The organism is Shewanella polaris, from assembly GCF_006385555.1.
GTDB lineage: Bacteria > Pseudomonadota > Gammaproteobacteria > Enterobacterales > Shewanellaceae > Shewanella > Shewanella polaris.
This window is the reverse complement of the sequence record NZ_CP041036.1, coordinates 3,313,660-3,330,939: the sequence shown is the minus strand read 5'-3', so window position 1 is coordinate 3,330,939 and position 17,280 is coordinate 3,313,660. Positions and strand designations below refer to the sequence as shown.

Genomic DNA, 17,280 nt, shown 5'->3' with positions numbered 1-17,280 from the left:
GTTTACCTATCTTAAGACGTTAAATCACCAGTGGCTCGACACCACCATAAATACGCGGCAATGTAAGTACATATCATGCTGTCCATTACCATTGATAACCAAAACCCATCGACAAAATCTTGATTGGCATGACTCAATACCAAGCTAACAAAAAACAGCTTTTCAATGAGCGCAATGCAAAATAGCGGCTTTATCCAAGTAGAACGCACCATCGCAATAAAAAAGCTACATCCCACCATTAATACCATAAATCCCCAGTGCTGAATAAATATCGTGTCACTGGGCTGATGGGTTAGTTGATTAAGATTTTCGACTGCCCACTGCGGGAATAAGGTATAAAGTCCGCCTAATGACGTGCCTATCCCTGCGAGGAATAATGCCACCGGCCGAGTTTTTTGAAAAAAATGAGTCATGTGTGATTCCGTTCATCGTTATTTTATCGTCATAATGTCATGTTTTAGATTATTTTTCGATTATTGTTATTCATAAGTGATTGTTAAGATTTTGGCGTGATAATGGCCCCATCATCGCAATCCTATCGAGGTTTTTATGCAAACACAGACTACATATCCGCTACTTCATCGACTCATTCATTGGGGGCTGGCATTGACCATGATGGTAATGTTATTAACTGTATTATTAAGGCTTGGGTGGATGGAGAAAAACCATATGGCCGCCATCATTCATCAAGGCTTAGCGAAAATCGATGTGATGATTACCGACAAGCAAGCTGTGAGTATAGCTAAAAGTATTCGTGGTGTTATGTTCCAGTGGCACATTTATTTTGGTTATGCTGTCGGCGTATTTGTGTCAGCACGGTTTATTTATATGGCTAAGTTTGGTCTGCATTATCCATCACCATTTTCACCCCAAGCGACAACCAAGCAAAAGTTTCAGGCATGGGTGTATTGGGTGTTTTATGCTGGCGTAGCGTTATCGGTAATAACAGGTTTGTTACTCAAGTTTGGTCCTGAAGCTATAGAACAACAGGCTGAGACAATTCATAAGTTGGCATTATGGTATTTCATCCCTTTTATTAGTTTACATTTGGCTGGCATTTTAGTGGCCGAATCGGGTCACGAAAAAGGCTTAGTATCGAAGATGATTGGTGGGTAGCTTCCCTGTTAATGAGTTAGGGTAATAGTAGCTCTAACTCGCTATTTAGTTTGCTCAGTTTCGTTACTTAAGTAAACCTTAAGATTGATAACTTACTTTATTGTCTATTAAGTCATTAGGCAGAAATATAATGTTAAAGAAGTTATTTTCACACTTAGGGAAGTTTAACGTTGCTGCATTTAGTTTGGCTTTAGGGCTTGGACTAAGCATAACGGCTCAAGCCGCGCCATCATTAGATAATAAGGTGATGGATCAGCAAGGGCAGTCGGTCAGTTTACAGCAATTTGCCGGTAAAGTTGTTTATGTTGATTTTTGGGCTTCTTGGTGTGCTCCGTGCCGTAAATCATTTCCGTGGATGAATGCCATCCAGGCTAAATATCAACAGCAAGGTTTAGAGGTTGTAGCCATTAATCTTGATGTTGATACCGCATTAGCCCATGAGTTTTTGAGCAAGCTGCCAGCACAATTTAATCTTCGTTTTGACCCTGAAGGTGATATTGCCCAAGCATTTGAGTTACAAGGTATGCCAAGTAGCTTTTTGTTTAATCGTAAAGGTGAATTAGTCCAAACTCATATGGGATTTTTTACCGAAAACATTCCCGCCTACGAGCAAGAAATCCAAATGTTGTTACAGGAGTAAATTCATGACAAAAGCGTTATATCACCCCTTTGCCAAGGCTGCAGTGGCATTAGCTATTGCCAGTAGTTTGGTTGGATGTTCTAGCCTAGGTGTACAGCCTTGGGAAAAAGACCAATTAGCTCGTGCCGATATGGCTTTGAATAGTGAAAAACTCGATCTCGCATTAGATGATCATATTTATTTTAGTAAAGAAGGCACCAGTGGTGGTCGTTCATTAGCGGGCGGAGGTTGTGGATGCAACTAACATCTAAGCAAAGTATTGCCAGTGCATTGGCGTTAGCAAGTTGTAGTTTATTGAGCCAACAGGCCAATGCTGCAGAACCTATTCCTGCCAATGATGATTGGAAGGTAGATGCTGCCATTATGTACTATGGCGAGCAAGACCGTGTACAAGCTACTGAAGCCATAGGTAACGTACAAAAAGCCTTTGGTGATACATCTCTATTGGATATGAAGATCGTTGTCGACAGCTTAACTGGTGCGTCGGCTTCAGGTGCTGTCGCTCAAGCTGAAAGCCAAACCTTTACTCGTCCATCGGGTGATGGACAATACACAGTTGCTGCTGGTGATACTCCGCTGGACGATACTTTTCATGATACTCGCGTTCAGTTAAGCGCTAATTGGCAAGAAGTGATCAATCAAGATTGGACCGGTAATATTGGTGTATATGGTTCGAAAGAATTTGATTATTTATCCATGGGTATTAATGGCGGCCTTGAGCGTAGTTTTAATAAAAATAATACTACGTTGTCGTTATCGGGTGCCTTTACCAATGATGTTGTCGATCCCGTTGGCGGTCGCCCTGTTGCAATGTCAGAAATGGTGTTTCGTGGCAATTATGACAACGATGCCGATTATCAAGCGGCCTTTGATCAAACTCGTTTAGCCGGTGATGATACTAAACAAACTAGCGATATTATGTTTGGTGTGACTCAGATTATTAATCGTAATTGGTTGATGCAAGCTAATTATGGTTTATCAAGTGTGTCAGGCTACATGACTGATCCATATAAAATCTTAAGTGAAGTTGATATTAATGGTGTAACTCAATCCTACCGTTACGAGAATCGTCCAGACTCACGTCTTAAACACAGTGTATTTTTACTCACCAAAGGTGCATTGGATTCAGGGGTAGTTGATTTTTCATATCGCTATAGTACTGATGATTGGGAGATTCAATCGCATACTTTAGAAACGCATTACCGCTATAATTTTAGCCCAACTATGTACGCACAATTGCACTTACGTTATTACCAGCAGCAAGCCGCTGAGTTTTATCAACCATTTTTGATGAGTGGCGATGCAATACCTGAATATGCCAGCGCGGATTATCGCATTGGTGATATGACGGCTTACACCATAGGGCTTAAATTTGGTCAGCATTTATCTGGTGGCCATGAACTAAGTTATCGTATTGAGTATTATCAGCAAAATCCTGAAAATAATGGCACTGAGATACCTGGTCAGCTACAAAACTACGATTTATTTCCTTCTGTGAAGGCGATAGTAGCTCAAGTGAGTTATTCGTTTTAAGATGAACGTATCATCAATAAACAGAGTAATTTAATTTGCTTGAACCAATCAAAACAATGTCAAAAGCCCCAAAGGTGATGAGCTTACAGCCTCGTCCTTGGGGCTTTTTAGGTTCATTTAGCGCTATGGCTAGTCCGTGTGAATTATTAATGGCGGTTGATGACGAGCACATAGCGAGGCAAATGCTGAACATTGCTTATGATGAAGCAAAGCGTATAGAACATAAATTCAGTCGTTTTATTGAAGGTAACGTGGTGTGGCAGTTAAACCATGCCCAAGGTGAAACCACACCGATCGATGCCGAAACAGTGCATTTATTTAAATTTGCTCAACAATGTTTTCAATTAAGTGAATCGGCATTCGATATCAGTGCTTGTCCATTAATTGCGCTATGGCGCTTTGATGGTAGCCATGGTGTGCCGTTACAAACTGAGATTGATGCAACCATGTTAAAGGTGGGTTTTGCTCGTATTGCATTAACTGACAACAGCGTTTGTATGCCAGCAGACATGAGTGTCGATTTTGGCGGTATCGGTAAGGAATATGCGGTTGATCGCACCGCACAAACTTTAGTGAATCGTTGGCCAAATCATTCGGTATTAGTCAACTTTGGTGGTGATATTGCTTGCCCTATTATCAAAAGTGATGGTTGGCAGGTGGGGATTGAGAACCCTCATAAGCTTGATAACGCCGCCGCACTTTTAACCATTCGCCAAGGGGCATTAGCCACTAGTGGTAATACTCGCCGCTATATTGAGGTAGATGGTAAACGTTATGGGCATATTATTAACCCCAAAACAGGTTACCCCATAGAGCTGGCACCATTGTCTGTGACAGTATTGGCGCCAAATTGTGTTATGGCAGGCATGTTAGCCACTATGTCGATGTTAAAAGGACCGGATGCGGAAGATTTTTTACAGCAACAAGGTGTCGACTTTAAGGTGTTTCGTTAATGATTAAGGATAATGAATGCGGGTATTATTAGTAGAAGATAATAAGCTTTTAGCGCAAGGTATCGTCATGAGCTTAGCTAAAGAAGGCATTCAGGTTGATCATTTAGCATCATTTCATCAAGCTCAAGTTGCCTTAAACAATGAAGATTTTAGTGCAATTATTTTGGATCTTAGTTTACCCGATGGTAATGGTGCGGACTTATTAAAACAGTGGCGCAAAAACGGTATCTCGTTACCCATTATTGTGTTGACCGCAAACACTGATTTTGACACCCGCTTAATGTGTTTAGATATTGGCGCCGACGATTATTTAAGTAAACCTTTTGATGTAAGAGAGCTGATTGCCAGACTAAAGGCGATTATTCGTCGTCAACATGGTTTAGACCATAACCAATTCAGTTATGGGGCATTAACGATTGATTTCACTCGCTGTGAAGTGCATTTTCGCGATCAACTTATTTCACTTTCTCGGCGTGAATATCAACTATTGTTAGAATTCGCTCAATCGGCAGGGCGTGTATTAACCCGAAATCAGTTAGAGCAGTTAACTTATGGTTGGGATGAAGTGGGCAGTAACTCGATAGAAGTGCATATACATCATTTACGTAAAAAAACCGCCACTGAATTAATTAAAACCGTACGTGGCATCGGTTACATTTTAAATGAGATAGTGTAATTTATTTGGGTCTATTGGGCTCTGTATACTTACCAGTAAATTGATGAACTTAATGCAATAAGGATATTATGTTTTCGTTACGATTATTATTAAGTTTGATCATGCTGGTGGGAATTGTACTCACGGTGACCTTTTCGAGCATATTAAGCACCCGTGATGCCAAACATGAAGTTGAAGAGTTATTTGACGCACAAATGGTGCAAACCGCTAAAATGCTTGAACAGTTTTATGTGGATCAGCTTACAGAAGACCAGTTGGCACAATTGATCTCTCAGCCGATCTTATTTCATGTTGACGATTCGAAAATTGAAACATTTGCTGAGCAAGCCAATCCTAATACCTTGTCTTATGAACACAAATTATCCTTTCAATTATTGTCTAGTACCGGGCAGATACTGGCGTATTCTGACAGTTCTGGCGAGCAGCAATTAACCACTTTTAACCCCGGTTATGATACTCGTATAATTGACCGTGAATTATGGCATGTGTACAGTTTTTTCTCTGAGCCGCATCAGGTATGGATTGTTACTGCACAACGTGATGATGTTAGGCAAGAGTTAGTGTCATTAATCATCAGCAACACTTGGCGAGCGCCATTAATCATTACCCCCATCATGATGTTTTTTATGTTGGTGCTAACCTATTACTTATTTAAACCAGTTAAGTTATTAGAGCGACATTTAGACAAGCGTCCTGCCCAAGACTTAAGCCCAATTAATTTCACTTTACCGACGGAATTAGCATCAACCCAAAAAGCGCTTAACAGCTATCTACTGCGTATTAGCGAGACTATGATCCGTGAGCGTCGCTTTAGTGCCGATGCAGCCCATGAACTTAAAACCCCATTAGCCATTATTAAGTTACACAGCGACGGTTTAAGTGACGTGCTGAGCAGTCAATCCCCAGACGTTAAGCAAGCTACTTTGCCTTACATTGAAGCTATAGGCGAGGGGGTAAATCGTATTAGCCATACAGTAGAGCAGTTGTTGTTATTATCACGAGTTGATGCCATTGAGGCGTTAAATAAAACCGATTGTAAGCTGCAGAATATTATAGAGAATGTGATAAATCAGTTAGTACATATCATTGCCGATTACGAGTGGTATATCGTTGTGCCTAAAGATATGATCATCAATGTCGATCCGTTTTACATTGAATTAGTACTGAAAAATATTATAGAAAACGCCTGTAAATATAGCCCTACAGAATCATTGATAAGCATTAAGGTTACTCAGGACGATCAACAGACTATGATTTGTGTGGCTGACCAAGGTTGCGGTATGTCAGATGAGGAAATTGCTTTAGCCAAAAATCGATTTTATCGTGTCGATGAAAACACCTCACAAGGTGCGGGTTTAGGATTGTCTATTTGTCAGCACATTATCAGCTTACATCATGGCGAGCTGACTTTTAGTCGGGTACAACCTCATGGACTGGATGTGTGTATCGTATTACCTCGAGCACAGTCATAGGCTTTAAATCGATAAAAACAACATGAGAAAGGTTATCGACTCATATTGTTTTTATCTGCTATCTGTTTACTGTCTTTCTCTCGACGACTTATTTTCCCTTGACTGGCTAGTGCGTGATGATGAACTATCACGTTGCTTGCTCACTGAGCGTGAAGCTTGTTGAGGCGCAGATCTAGTCGTTGAGCGAACTTGCGTTTTTTGCGGTTGACTCCTGCTAGTTTGCTTAACTTGCTGTTGTTGACTGCGCATCTGGTTAACTTGCGGTTGACGCGCTTTTTCAACTCGGGTGTTACGCTGAGCTTGTTGTAATGTTTGTGTACCTGGCTTACTTGTTACATTAACTACTGATTTTGCCTCATTTCTAGGGTTAGTTTTGGCAACATCGCGTTGACGACTATAGCTTGATTTTATTGGCTCACCTTTACGATCAAATGACTTAGTGTTTGTAGTCGGTTGACGTTGCTGACTTAACTCGCGTTTTAACTGGGTGCTTTTGTGTTTCGCTTGGTCATTGCGGTTCACACTTCTTACCACTGCTTTCTCGCTGAGTTTGTCATTGTTCACCTTAGTCGCGTTATGACGTGTTTCATTGGTTAGTTGTCGTTTAGGCTCACGTGAATAACTCACTGGTTGATTACGCTTTTCATAATGACCATTGTAACGTTTGCTGATCACCTGGCTGCGATATGCCACCCCTTTGCGATGTTTAGGTTTATGTTGCCAATGTTGGGCACCATTACTGTAACTTACTTTACGTGGCGTGTAGTAACGATAGTGTTGACGTACAGGTACCACAATCACACGGCGGTCATGCCACTGGAAACCACTAAAGAAGAAGTTAAAGCTAATGCGTACTCCGCTGTTCCAATAAATGGCACTGTGGTTAGGGCGATAATGCACATAAGCTGGTGCATTCCAATAAATTGGCGGGTAACGGTTCCAGCGCCAGTTACCATAAACGATACGACTGTCGTAATAAGGCACATAAATGATTTCTGGACGAACGGATTCAATGATAATCCTGCGTTCAACTCGCGTGACTTTTACTTGCTCAAGGTTGGCCAAATTATTGGCTTCATCAGCTTGTTGTCTTAGGGTTTGAATACTGTCTAGCATTCGGCCTTCATCTTGTAAAAATGCATCGCCTACACTTTGTGTCCAGGCTAAATCATCATTTAAACGATCGAGAACATTAGGAAAAGCCACCAAGGCTTTTACGCTTGGGTCCCAGTCTTGTGTCTCTACTGCTGTCATTATTTGGTTTGTGTCGTTATTACCTTGGCTTGATAACCAACGTTTGGCTTGGACAATTTCTAAAGGATAAGTAGACGCAATTAAGATATGAGTTAATAAACTGTCTGGATATAGCGCGATGGGCGCGAGCATTTGGGCTAATTCAGCATCACTAACCACTTCATCTTCGGTGGTATATGTGTATGACTCTGTTGGCTGCGCCGCTTGCACACTTGTTAATGGTATGCAGACCAAGGCTAAGGCAAGTATCGCTTTAGCTGGTAAGTGAATGGCTTTTTTCATGTTATCTCCAGTGTCATTGATGACTGTTAAGGCCATCATAACGAGTCGAAGATGAACATAAGCTGAAGGCTAATGACTGTAATTCACGACGTAGAGTACTAAGCTAGAAAAATATTGCGTTGCGGTAACCTAAAGCAGGCGCTTACTGTTGGAAAGTAAATTCAAATTTGGCACCACCTAATGATGCCGATTGACCTACCGTCAGTTTACCGTGATAACTGTCGACAAGATCTCTGACGATTGCCAGTCCGATCCCGTGGCCTTGAGTGTAAGTGTCAGCACGGATCCCACGTTCAAAAATATGTTGCTGTTTATCTGAAGGAATACCTTCACCATCATCTTCAATCGACATACACAGCTGATTTTCTTGCTGTGTAAGGGTTAATATTACCTTTGTTTTAGCGGCTTTACAGGCATTGTCGAGCACGTTGCCGAGCATTTCTGTTAAGTCTGCTTCATCGCCTTTAAAGCGGGCTTGTTTGTTAGGGTGATACTCAATGGTGAGATTTTGATGTTGGTATATCTTACTCAAGGTTCTCACTAATCTAACGGCAATACTGTCAACATTAACCCCTAAATGCCAAGCGCTTCCAGCAGCACTTTGGGCTCGGGTTAGTTGGTAGGCAATAATTTGGTTTATGCGATTAATTTGTTCTGTCGAGGTTTCACTTAAATCAGCTTGAGTTTGGATTACCGCTAAAGGTGTTTTTAAACTGTGGGCTAAATCGGCTAACGCATTGCGGTAGCGTTTACGCTGATTTTGTTCGGTTTGTAATAAGGTATTTAATTGTTGAGCCACTTTTTGCAGTTCCACTGGGTAATGGGTACTTAGCTGCATCGAATTACCTTGTTCTACTGCACTGAGTTCTTGGCTAAATTGACCTAATGGTTTTAGGGTCCATAGTAACCAGCTGAGCTGCACGATAACGAGCAAGGCGGTTAAAATGAGTAGCCAAGTCCACAAGGTATTAGAGAAGTTTTTGATTTGTTGTAGGTATTCTTGTTGGTCTTTTATAATGTGCAACGTCATCGTAAAAGGCTGTTCGCTGGTGGCAAAACTCACGCTAAAACTGTATATCAATTGCGGTTTGTCATTAATCAATATCGAGTCAAATGTACTTCTACCGGTTACGGGTTTGGGTAAGTTAATCGGAGTATTTAGACCGAGAAATGAATTGGAACTCCACAGTAACTGACTATCTTTGGTGATTAACGCATAAAGACCTGAACCAATTACATTGAACTGGTTTTCAAGTAAATGAGTTGGCATTTGTAATTGGTTATCTTCTACTTCAGCCATGGCTAAAACAGAGTAAACATAAGCTTTTAATTGGTTTTTTGCTGCAACATTTATTTGGCTTTCAAAGGCATTGTTTACGGTTATGCCGATAATGGGCAATAACACCAAAATAAGTAATAAGGCACTGATAACAATGCGGACTTTAAGTGAGTTGAGTAGTTTATGCATCTTGATCTAATTGACGCAGTCGATAACCTTGGCCGCGTAGCGTTTCGATTAGTTGATATTGATTGTCTGGGTCTAGCTTCTTACGTAAGCGACGAATAAACACTTCAATCACATTAGAGTCTAGGTCAAAATCTTGATCATAAATGTGTTCAATTAAACTGCTTTTTGAATGCACTGAACCCGGATGTAACATTAGGTATTCAAATAATTTGTATTCAGAACCACTTAAATTAATGCTTTGGAGATTTTTTTTAATTTCTAAGCTGCGGGTATTAATACTAAAGGGACCGTTTTGGATCACCGGACTGGCTTTTCCTACTGAACGCCTAATTAACGCATTGATACGGGCGACTAATTCTTCTAGTTGAAACGGCTTACTTAAATAATCATCAGCGCCAGCATCTAATCCAACCACTTTGTCTTGCCAGCTGTCTCGAGCGGTTAAAATGATAATTGGGTAGCTGATATTTTGCTCACGCAATTGGCTGATTAATGACAAGCCATCGAGCTTAGGTAAACCAACATCTATAATAGCCACATCGTATTGATATTCTTGTGCTTGAAATAAACCTTCTTCACCATCGCTAGCGACATCAACAGTATACTGCGCTTCAATAAGATGCTGTTTGATATTACCTTGCAAGTTTAAATCATCTTCGACCAGTAATAATCTCATGGGCTAGTTCCTTGTGACTGATCCATTGCTGGCATCAATTGACACATAAAAAATCACCCCATCATTGGTGAGTAATTTAACTCGATAACCTGGATGTCCGTTGACGTTAGCTGATTGTACTTTTAACACTTTGCCTGAATAACTGCGTTTGGCCATTTGAATGGCTTGTTGTGAACTGGTCACGACTAAATTATTGTCTTGGCGATTATTTTTAGGGCCTGGGACAAGCTGTAACCTTGCAGATGAACTTAATGCAGACACCAGCGAAGTACCAGCAAAGCTGGGTGATGGTATCACTAATATTAAGCCTAATAGAGTGGCACTGAGCTTGAGCATACGCTGCATTGTATTAATCCTAATAACCTTATTATCACCAGTGTAAAAGATCCCTTTCTATATAGAAACATCTACTTAAGCTCAACTCCGTATATAGAGAAGTGATAAGTCGATATAAACCGCTTTATTTCAAACTAACCATTGTCTGGATGTTTTGTCAGTGCAGTATACGTGTTAACAGATGAACATTAACTGAATAGCGCTTATTAGTTACCTTATTGGGTGTTGAATCATGCTGCGGAGTTGATGTTCAGCTTGTGTTCATTTTGAGTGGGCTTTAATGATGGCAACATTTACGGTTGTGAGGAATAACCATGAAACAACATTCGAATAAGATGATCAACATAGCCCCAAGTCGTAAACCGTTTACATTGGGATTAAGTTTATGTGTTGCTTGTGCGTTAGGCTTAAGCTCTAGTGCGGTATTCAGTGCAGAAGTTGCTACCAGCCAAGTGATTGGAGCCTTTAGCCAAGCGCGCCAGCTTGATTCCTCAGCAATCAGTTCAGACACTGAAACTCAACAGCGAGTGGCAGAACTGCACCAGCAAGCAACGGTGTTATCTGCTAGTGCGGCAATCACTCAAAAAGTGACTCGTGAACAAATGATGGCTTTGCATCAAAAAGAGGCAACGACTAAAGAAAGCCAGCAACAGCGGGTTTTGGCTCAGCAAAATCAGGTGGTTTACTATGATTTCTCGTTCTATGGTGCCGACTCTTTTTTACTTGAAGACAACGATTATGACGGTTTTCATCAAACGTTTAGTGTGACTTTTGATGCTGATATTAATAGTAGTGCCGGTGATATTCAGAGCGATGTATTTGCTGAGTTATATTTAAGCCAAGACGGTGGTCCTTGGATCCATTATTACTCTACTGACGTTTTTAGTTTGTATTCTAATTCTGGCGATGATGATTACGAAGTGCTTACAACCTTGGCCAGCGGTTATCAAACCGATCATTATGATGTATTAATAGATTTGTATGAGTTGGGTTATGCCGATCCTGTGGCGACCATTAGCAGCGATGAGTCCAATGCTCTTTATGCTTTGCCGCTTGAAAGTAGTGATCGTGATGCGGTTTATGTAGAAGAGATTTATATCGAAACAGAACATTCAGGTGGGGCGTTGTCTTGGTTAACTGCTGGCTTATTAATGATGGTTGCAGGGTTTCGTAGACGTTTGATTAATAAAAAATAACCTAACTTTTTTACTTATCTACGTCTTAACTACGGTAGAATGCCTATTTTTGATTTTATCAGTTTTTTTGTTTTGATTTTGGCAGTTTTGACTTATTCATTAGGGATAAGTCGTTAGGAGTGAGTATGTTAGTAAAGTTAAATGCATCATTGTTATGCAGTTCATTAATTGGTTCGGCGCTGTTGTTATCTGGTTGCCAATTACCTAATCCTTATACAGGCGAATCAGAAAATGCTAAAGCAACTAATGGTGCCATTATTGGTGCCATTTCAGGTGCAGTCATTGGTGTTGCCTCATCAAGTAAAAGCGATCGCGGTAAAGGTGCGTTAATTGGTGCTGCATCAGGTGCTGCTGTCGGTGGCGGTGTTGGTTATTATATGGATGTGCAAGAGGCGGAGCTTCGTAAACAACTCAGTTCAACGGGTGTGAGTGTGACTCGCAACGGTGACACTATTGTATTGAATATGCCCAATGAAGTGACCTTTGCCGTTGATCAAACTGTCTTAAGTTCACGTGCTAAATCAGTATTAAACAGTGTTGTATTAGTTGCTAAAGAATATGATGATACTCGCTTAAACGTGATTGGTTATACCGACAGTTCGGGTTCTGATTCTTACAACTTGCGTTTATCTCAAGTACGAGCAAGTGAAGTTGCACAGTATCTCACTAGCCAAAACATCAGTGGTTCACGCGTATCGTCTACTGGCATGGGTGAGTCTAGCCCAATAGCAAGCAATGCTACCGCAAGTGGCCGAGCTCAAAACCGCCGCGTAGAAATAGTGCTAACGCCAATAGGCAAGTAGTTCGCTATAATTTAAGTCAAAAATGGCACTAAGTGATTGATTCACTTAGTGCCATTTTTTATGATTATATTTGCTCGTTAACCAATCTATGTAGCGTGTTTACCACGACTTATCATAGCTATTTAGTTATTTAACTATCGAGGTTAAATTGCCTTGTGCAAGTTGAGTGTTAATTTCATCACCCGATTTTACAGTGGCAACATCAAATAATACTTTGCCATTATTGTCTTTCGTTATTGAATAACCACGACTTAATGTGGCCAACGGACTTACGGTGTCAAGCTGATGTGCTGCGTTAGTCAGCTTTTGCTCTGATTGAGTTAATTTATGCTGTATTACATCAACTAAACGAGTTTGCAGGTAAGACAATCGATTTGTTTCCAAGGTTAGGGTATTAATCGGCGATCGTTGCTGCAAGCGATTATGTAATTGCTGGTGGCGTAGGGTTAACCGGCTGAGCTTATGCTGCAAGGCATTTTCTAAACGCATTTGCATTTCATCAAAACGCTGTTCAAATTGTTGCAGTTTACGTTGTGGCTCATGGCGTTGCAGTTGATGTGATAACTGAGTTAATCGTCCATACTGCTGTAATTGGTAATGTTTCATGCCCTGTTGCATACGCGATAACAACAACGCCAATTTTTCTGCTTTATTGCCTTTGTCTTTTGACAATAACTCTGCACCTGCGGATGGCGTTGGCGCGCGAACATCGGCAACATAGTCACTAATGGTGGTATCTATTTCATGGCCGACAGCACTGATAATCGGTAAGGCGCTGTTATAAATAGCATGAGCTAAATGTTCGCTATTGAAACACCATAAATCTTCTAATGAACCACCACCACGGGTAAGCAACAGAACATCGACTTCCATGCGTTGGTTTGCAGCGACAATCGCTTGGCAGATTAATTGACTGGCCGTGGCACCTTGCACTTGAGTAGGGTACACAATCACTTCGATAGAGGGATCCCGACGAGCTAATACATGCAATATATCTCGCAGTGCCGCACCAGTTGCCGATGTCACCACCCCAATACGTTGAATGTTATCAGGAATAGGGCGTTTGGTTTCTAATGCAAATAAACCTTCAGCAGCCAATTTAAGTTTTAATGCTTCAAATTCTTGTGCCAGTAACCCATCACCAGCAGGCAGCATCGACTCAAGCAGCAACTGATAGTCACCACGTGGCTCGTAAACACTGATTGCACCTTTTACTAATACTTGTTGGCCATTAATAGGTTTAAAGCGTACCGATTGATTACGGCCCTTAAACATCGCACAACGAACTTGTGAATGAGCGTCCTTCAAGGTGAGATACCAGTGTCCTGAACTGGGTGCCGAAAAGTTTGATATTTCACCATTTAGCCAAATTTTGCCGATTTGACCTTCAAGAATATGCCTCACTTCGCTATTTAATTGCGACACACTGTAAACATTGTTTTTTGTGGCACTCATGAGAGTTCTCATTCTAACGTTAATAAATTTCTATTTTCCATTTACCAACAGCAATATGCAAGGTATAATCTCGCCGCAATATTTCACTCAAAATCCTACTTACTAGGGAGATGTTGCCATGCTACGTTTACTGAAAGATGCACTAACCTTTGATGATGTTTTGTTGGTTCCTGCCCACTCGACCGTACTCCCTAATACCGCAGTTCTTAAAACTCGTTTAACGAACAAAATTGAATTAAATATTCCACTTGTATCAGCTGCTATGGATACTGTGACTGAATCTCGTCTTGCGATCGCGATGGCGCAAGAAGGTGGTTTAGGGTTTGTTCATAAAAACATGAGTATTGAGCAACAAGCCGAAGAAGTCCGTAAAGTTAAAAGTTATGAAGCCGGTATTGTTCAAGACCCCGTTACTGTTACTCCTACAACAACCTTAACTGATTTACGTTTATTAACTGAACGTAATGGTTTTGCCGGTTACCCTGTGGTGAATGATGCACACGAGCTTGTGGGTATTATTACTGGTCGTGACGTGCGTTTTGTGACTGACTGGAGCAAAACGGTTGCCGACATGATGACCCCTAAAGATCGTTTGGTTACCGTGATCGAAGGCACGAAGTTAGATGAAGTGCAAAAATTAATGCATTCTCATCGTATTGAAAAAATCTTAGTGATTGACAATAACTTTAAACTTAAAGGCTTAGTCACCGTTAAAGATTTCGAAAAAGCGGAACGCAAACCAAACGCATGTAAAGACGAATTAGGTCGTTTACGTGTCGGCGCTGCAGTTGGTGCAGGCCCAGGCAATGAAGAGCGTGTTGACGCACTCGTAAAAGCCGGTGTTGATGTTTTATTGATTGACTCATCACATGGTCACTCAGAAGGCGTATTACAGCGTATTCGTGACACCAGAGCTAAATACCCAGACTTACAAATTGTTGGCGGCAATGTGGCAACGGCTTCTGGCGCATTAGCGTTAGTTGAAGCGGGCGTTAATGCCGTTAAAGTCGGTATCGGCCCTGGTTCAATTTGTACTACTCGTATTGTAACGGGTGTTGGTGTGCCGCAAATTACTGCCGTATCAGATGCTGCTGAAGCTGTACTTGCATTAGGCATTCCAGTGATTGCTGATGGCGGTATTCGTTTTTCTGGCGACTTAGCCAAAGCATTAGCCGCAGGTGCATCATGCATCATGGCGGGTTCTATGTTTGCTGGTACTGAAGAAGCGCCAGGTGAAACTGAACTTTACCAAGGTCGTGCTTATAAGTCATACCGTGGTATGGGATCTCTGGGCGCAATGGGCCAAACTCAAGGTTCATCTGATCGTTACTTCCAAAGTGACAACGCCGCAGACAAACTCGTACCTGAAGGTGTTGAAGGTCGCGTGCCGTACAAAGGTAAGTTGAAAGAAATTATTCATCAACATATGGGCGGCTTGCGTTCATGTATGGGCTTAACGGGCTGCGCTACCATTAAAGATTTAAATGAAAAAGCACAGTTTGTAAGAGTCACTTCAGCAGGTATGGGTGAGTCACATGTACATGACGTGACCATTACCAAAGAAGCACCAAACTATCGTTCATAATTACTGTAAGGGCGACGTTATGTCGCCCTTGTTTTATTAGCGCTAATTTGCCCGCATCAGTTGGATGCGAGTTATTACAATTAATTAATATGTAAAGGTTATTCATGAGTAATATTCACGATCATAAGATTCTAATCCTCGATTTTGGTTCTCAGTACACTCAACTTATTGCGCGTCGTATCCGTGAAATTGGTGTGTATTGTGAGTTATGGGCGTGGGATGTGAGCGAAGCGCAAATTCGTGAGTTTGCCCCAAATGGTATTATTTTGGCTGGTGGCCCTGAAAGTGTCACCGCTGACAATTCACCACGAGCTCCTGAATATGTGTTTACTGCTGGTGTACCGGTATTGGGTATTTGTTATGGCATGCAAACCATGTCAGAACAGCTTGGTGGTAAAGTAATTAAAGGCATTGGTGAAGGCGAGTTTGGTTATGCCCAAATAGAACTGCAAACCCCATCAGCATTGTTCAGCAGCATTGAAGACGCTGTAAGTGAAGAGGGTAAATCATTACTTGATGTGTGGATGAGTCACGGTGACAAAGTATCGGCTATTCCAGAAGGATTTGTAACAGTCGCGACCACAGCAACTTGCCCTTTTGCTGCTATGTCCAATGAAGAGAAAGGTTTTTACGGTGTACAGTTTCATCCTGAGGTGACTCATACTCGTCAAGGTCAGCGCATGCTAGAGCATTTTGCGTTAGACATTTGTAACTGTAAAGCCAATTGGAAACCGTCATCAATCATTGAAGATGCCATTGAGCGTCTTAAAAAACAAATTGGCGATGACGAAGTTATTCTAGGCTTGTCTGGCGGTGTTGATTCATCGGTTGTGGCGATGTTATTACACCGCGCCATTGGCGACAAATTAACATGTGTGTTCGTTGATAACGGTTTATTACGTTTGAATGAAGCTGATCAAGTATTAGAAATGTTTGGCGATCACTTTGGATTGAATATTGTTCACGTAGATGCCGAAAACCGTTTCTTAGATGCAATGGCTGGTGAAGCTGAGCCAGAAGCTAAGCGTAAAATTATTGGTCGTGTATTTGTTGAAATCTTCGATGAAGAATCAAAGAAATGTGCTAATGCTAAATGGTTAGCTCAAGGCACCATTTATCCAGATGTAATTGAATCAGCGGGCAGTGCAACGGGTAAAGCCCATGTGATTAAGTCGCACCACAATGTTGGCGGTTTACCTGCCGATATGAAAATGGGTTTAGTAGAGCCATTACGTGAATTATTTAAAGATGAAGTGCGTAAGATCGGTTTAGAGTTAGGCTTGCCGTATAATATGCTTTATCGTCATCCTTTCCCTGGGCCTGGTTTAGGTGTTCGTGTACTTGGCGAAGTCAAAAAAGAGTATTGTGATTTATTGCGCAGTGCAGATGCTATCTTTATTGAAGAACTGCATAAAGCAGATTTGTATAATAAAGTTAGCCAAGCCTTTACGGTATTTTTACCGGTTCGTTCGGTAGGTGTAATGGGCGATGGTCGTAAATATGATTGGGTTGTATCGTTGCGTGCGGTAGAAACAATCGACTTTATGACTGCGCATTGGGCACATTTGCCGTATGATTTCTTAGGTCGCGTTTCAAACCGTATTATCAATGAAGTCGATGGTATTTCACGTGTAGTTTATGATATTTCAGGTAAGCCGCCTGCAACAATCGAATGGGAATAACCCTGTAAGATTAAACCTAGTTTGATTTAAAAAAGACGCTGCGGCGTCTTTTTTATTTGCTAGAATAGTGAACATAACAATTACCTAGGTTAATAGAGTGACAGATACCCCAAAGGCAGCCGTTTCAACCGAACCTTGGCCTCTTGCTGATGT

Annotated in this window: 17 protein-coding genes; 11 read left to right on the top strand and 6 right to left on the bottom strand. The window is 41.3% G+C overall.

The window, feature by feature from the left end; genetic code table 11:
• Positions 1-11: 11 nt before the first annotated feature.
• Positions 12-413 carry a hypothetical protein gene (locus FH971_RS14430; protein WP_140234793.1) on the bottom strand — a complete coding sequence of 134 codons (402 nt, stop codon included), beginning with the start codon at positions 411-413 and terminating at the stop codon, positions 12-14.
• Between the two features lie 136 nt (positions 414-549).
• Between FH971_RS14430 and FH971_RS14425 the strand changes: the two genes are divergently transcribed.
• The 7 genes from FH971_RS14425 (at position 550) to FH971_RS14395 (ending at position 6,390) form a co-directional block, all read left to right on the top strand.
• Positions 550-1,116 (top strand): cytochrome b/b6 domain-containing protein, encoded by a 567-nt coding sequence (locus FH971_RS14425; RefSeq protein ID WP_140234792.1) that lies wholly within the window; start codon positions 550-552, stop codon positions 1,114-1,116.
• A gap of 130 nt (positions 1,117-1,246) precedes the next feature.
• Entirely contained in the window at positions 1,247-1,756 is a 510-nt protein-coding gene (locus FH971_RS14420) for a TlpA disulfide reductase family protein (protein WP_240778324.1), read from the top strand.
• Between the two features lie 4 nt (positions 1,757-1,760).
• Entirely contained in the window at positions 1,761-2,000 is a 240-nt protein-coding gene (locus FH971_RS14415) for a DUF4266 domain-containing protein (RefSeq protein ID WP_167496033.1), read from the top strand.
• Complete coding sequence (locus FH971_RS14410) at positions 1,991-3,289, top strand: DUF3570 domain-containing protein (RefSeq protein ID WP_140234791.1); 1,299 nt, start codon at positions 1,991-1,993, stop codon at positions 3,287-3,289. The genes FH971_RS14415 and FH971_RS14410 overlap by 10 nt, the downstream gene beginning before the upstream one ends.
• A gap of 56 nt (positions 3,290-3,345) precedes the next feature.
• Positions 3,346-4,242 (top strand): FAD:protein FMN transferase, encoded by an 897-nt coding sequence (locus tag FH971_RS14405; protein WP_140234790.1) that lies wholly within the window; start codon positions 3,346-3,348, stop codon positions 4,240-4,242.
• Between the two features lie 16 nt (positions 4,243-4,258).
• The gene (locus FH971_RS14400) at positions 4,259-4,918 is read left to right on the top strand and encodes a response regulator (protein WP_137226430.1); all 660 of its coding nucleotides are present in this window, start codon (positions 4,259-4,261) and stop codon (positions 4,916-4,918) included.
• Between the two features lie 68 nt (positions 4,919-4,986).
• Positions 4,987-6,390, top strand: a complete 1,404-nt coding sequence (locus FH971_RS14395; protein WP_140234789.1) for an ATP-binding protein — start codon at positions 4,987-4,989, stop codon at positions 6,388-6,390.
• Positions 6,391-6,456: 66 nt separating this feature from the next.
• On the opposite strand, the gene FH971_RS14390 is transcribed toward FH971_RS14395, so the two are convergent.
• The 4 genes from FH971_RS14390 to FH971_RS14375 form a co-directional block, all read right to left on the bottom strand.
• A complete protein-coding gene (locus tag FH971_RS14390; protein WP_167496032.1) occupies positions 6,457-7,926 on the bottom strand; it encodes a DUF3300 domain-containing protein in 1,470 nt (489 codons plus the stop codon).
• 142 nt (positions 7,927-8,068) lie between these two features.
• On the bottom strand, positions 8,069-9,394 hold the full coding sequence (locus tag FH971_RS14385) for an ATP-binding protein (RefSeq protein ID WP_137226433.1): 1,326 nt from the start codon (positions 9,392-9,394) through the stop codon (positions 8,069-8,071).
• Positions 9,387-10,070, bottom strand: coding sequence for a response regulator transcription factor (locus tag FH971_RS14380; protein WP_140234787.1), 684 nt, complete (start codon positions 10,068-10,070; stop codon positions 9,387-9,389). Before FH971_RS14380 ends, FH971_RS14385 begins: the two co-directional genes overlap by 8 nt.
• Before the next feature lie 3 nt (positions 10,071-10,073).
• Complete coding sequence (locus FH971_RS14375; RefSeq protein ID WP_240778322.1) at positions 10,074-10,415, bottom strand: PepSY domain-containing protein; 342 nt, start codon at positions 10,413-10,415, stop codon at positions 10,074-10,076.
• A 305-nt stretch (positions 10,416-10,720) separates the two neighbouring features.
• Here FH971_RS14375 and FH971_RS14370 point away from each other — a divergent pair, with 305 nt between their 5' ends.
• Together FH971_RS14370 and FH971_RS14365 are read left to right on the top strand one after the other, a co-directional pair.
• A complete protein-coding gene (locus FH971_RS14370) occupies positions 10,721-11,602 on the top strand; it encodes a choice-of-anchor H family protein (protein ID WP_140234786.1) in 882 nt (293 codons plus the stop codon).
• 125 nt (positions 11,603-11,727) lie between these two features.
• Positions 11,728-12,405: a YiaD family glycine zipper/OmpA-like lipoprotein gene (locus FH971_RS14365; RefSeq protein WP_137226436.1), complete on the top strand. Its 678-nt coding sequence runs from the start codon at positions 11,728-11,730 to the stop codon at positions 12,403-12,405.
• Positions 12,406-12,531: 126 nt separating this feature from the next.
• Here FH971_RS14365 and xseA read toward each other — a convergent pair whose 3' ends face one another.
• The gene (gene xseA, locus FH971_RS14360) at positions 12,532-13,860 is read right to left on the bottom strand and encodes an exodeoxyribonuclease VII large subunit (protein ID WP_140234785.1); all 1,329 of its coding nucleotides are present in this window, start codon (positions 13,858-13,860) and stop codon (positions 12,532-12,534) included.
• 118 nt (positions 13,861-13,978) lie between these two features.
• Between xseA and guaB the strand changes: the two genes are divergently transcribed.
• Positions 13,979-15,445, top strand: coding sequence for an IMP dehydrogenase (gene guaB, locus FH971_RS14355; protein WP_140234784.1), 1,467 nt, complete (start codon positions 13,979-13,981; stop codon positions 15,443-15,445).
• Positions 15,446-15,549: 104 nt separating this feature from the next.
• The gene (gene guaA / locus FH971_RS14350; protein WP_140234783.1) at positions 15,550-17,127 is read left to right on the top strand and encodes a glutamine-hydrolyzing GMP synthase; all 1,578 of its coding nucleotides are present in this window, start codon (positions 15,550-15,552) and stop codon (positions 17,125-17,127) included.
• The last annotated feature ends 153 nt before the right edge of the window (positions 17,128-17,280 follow it).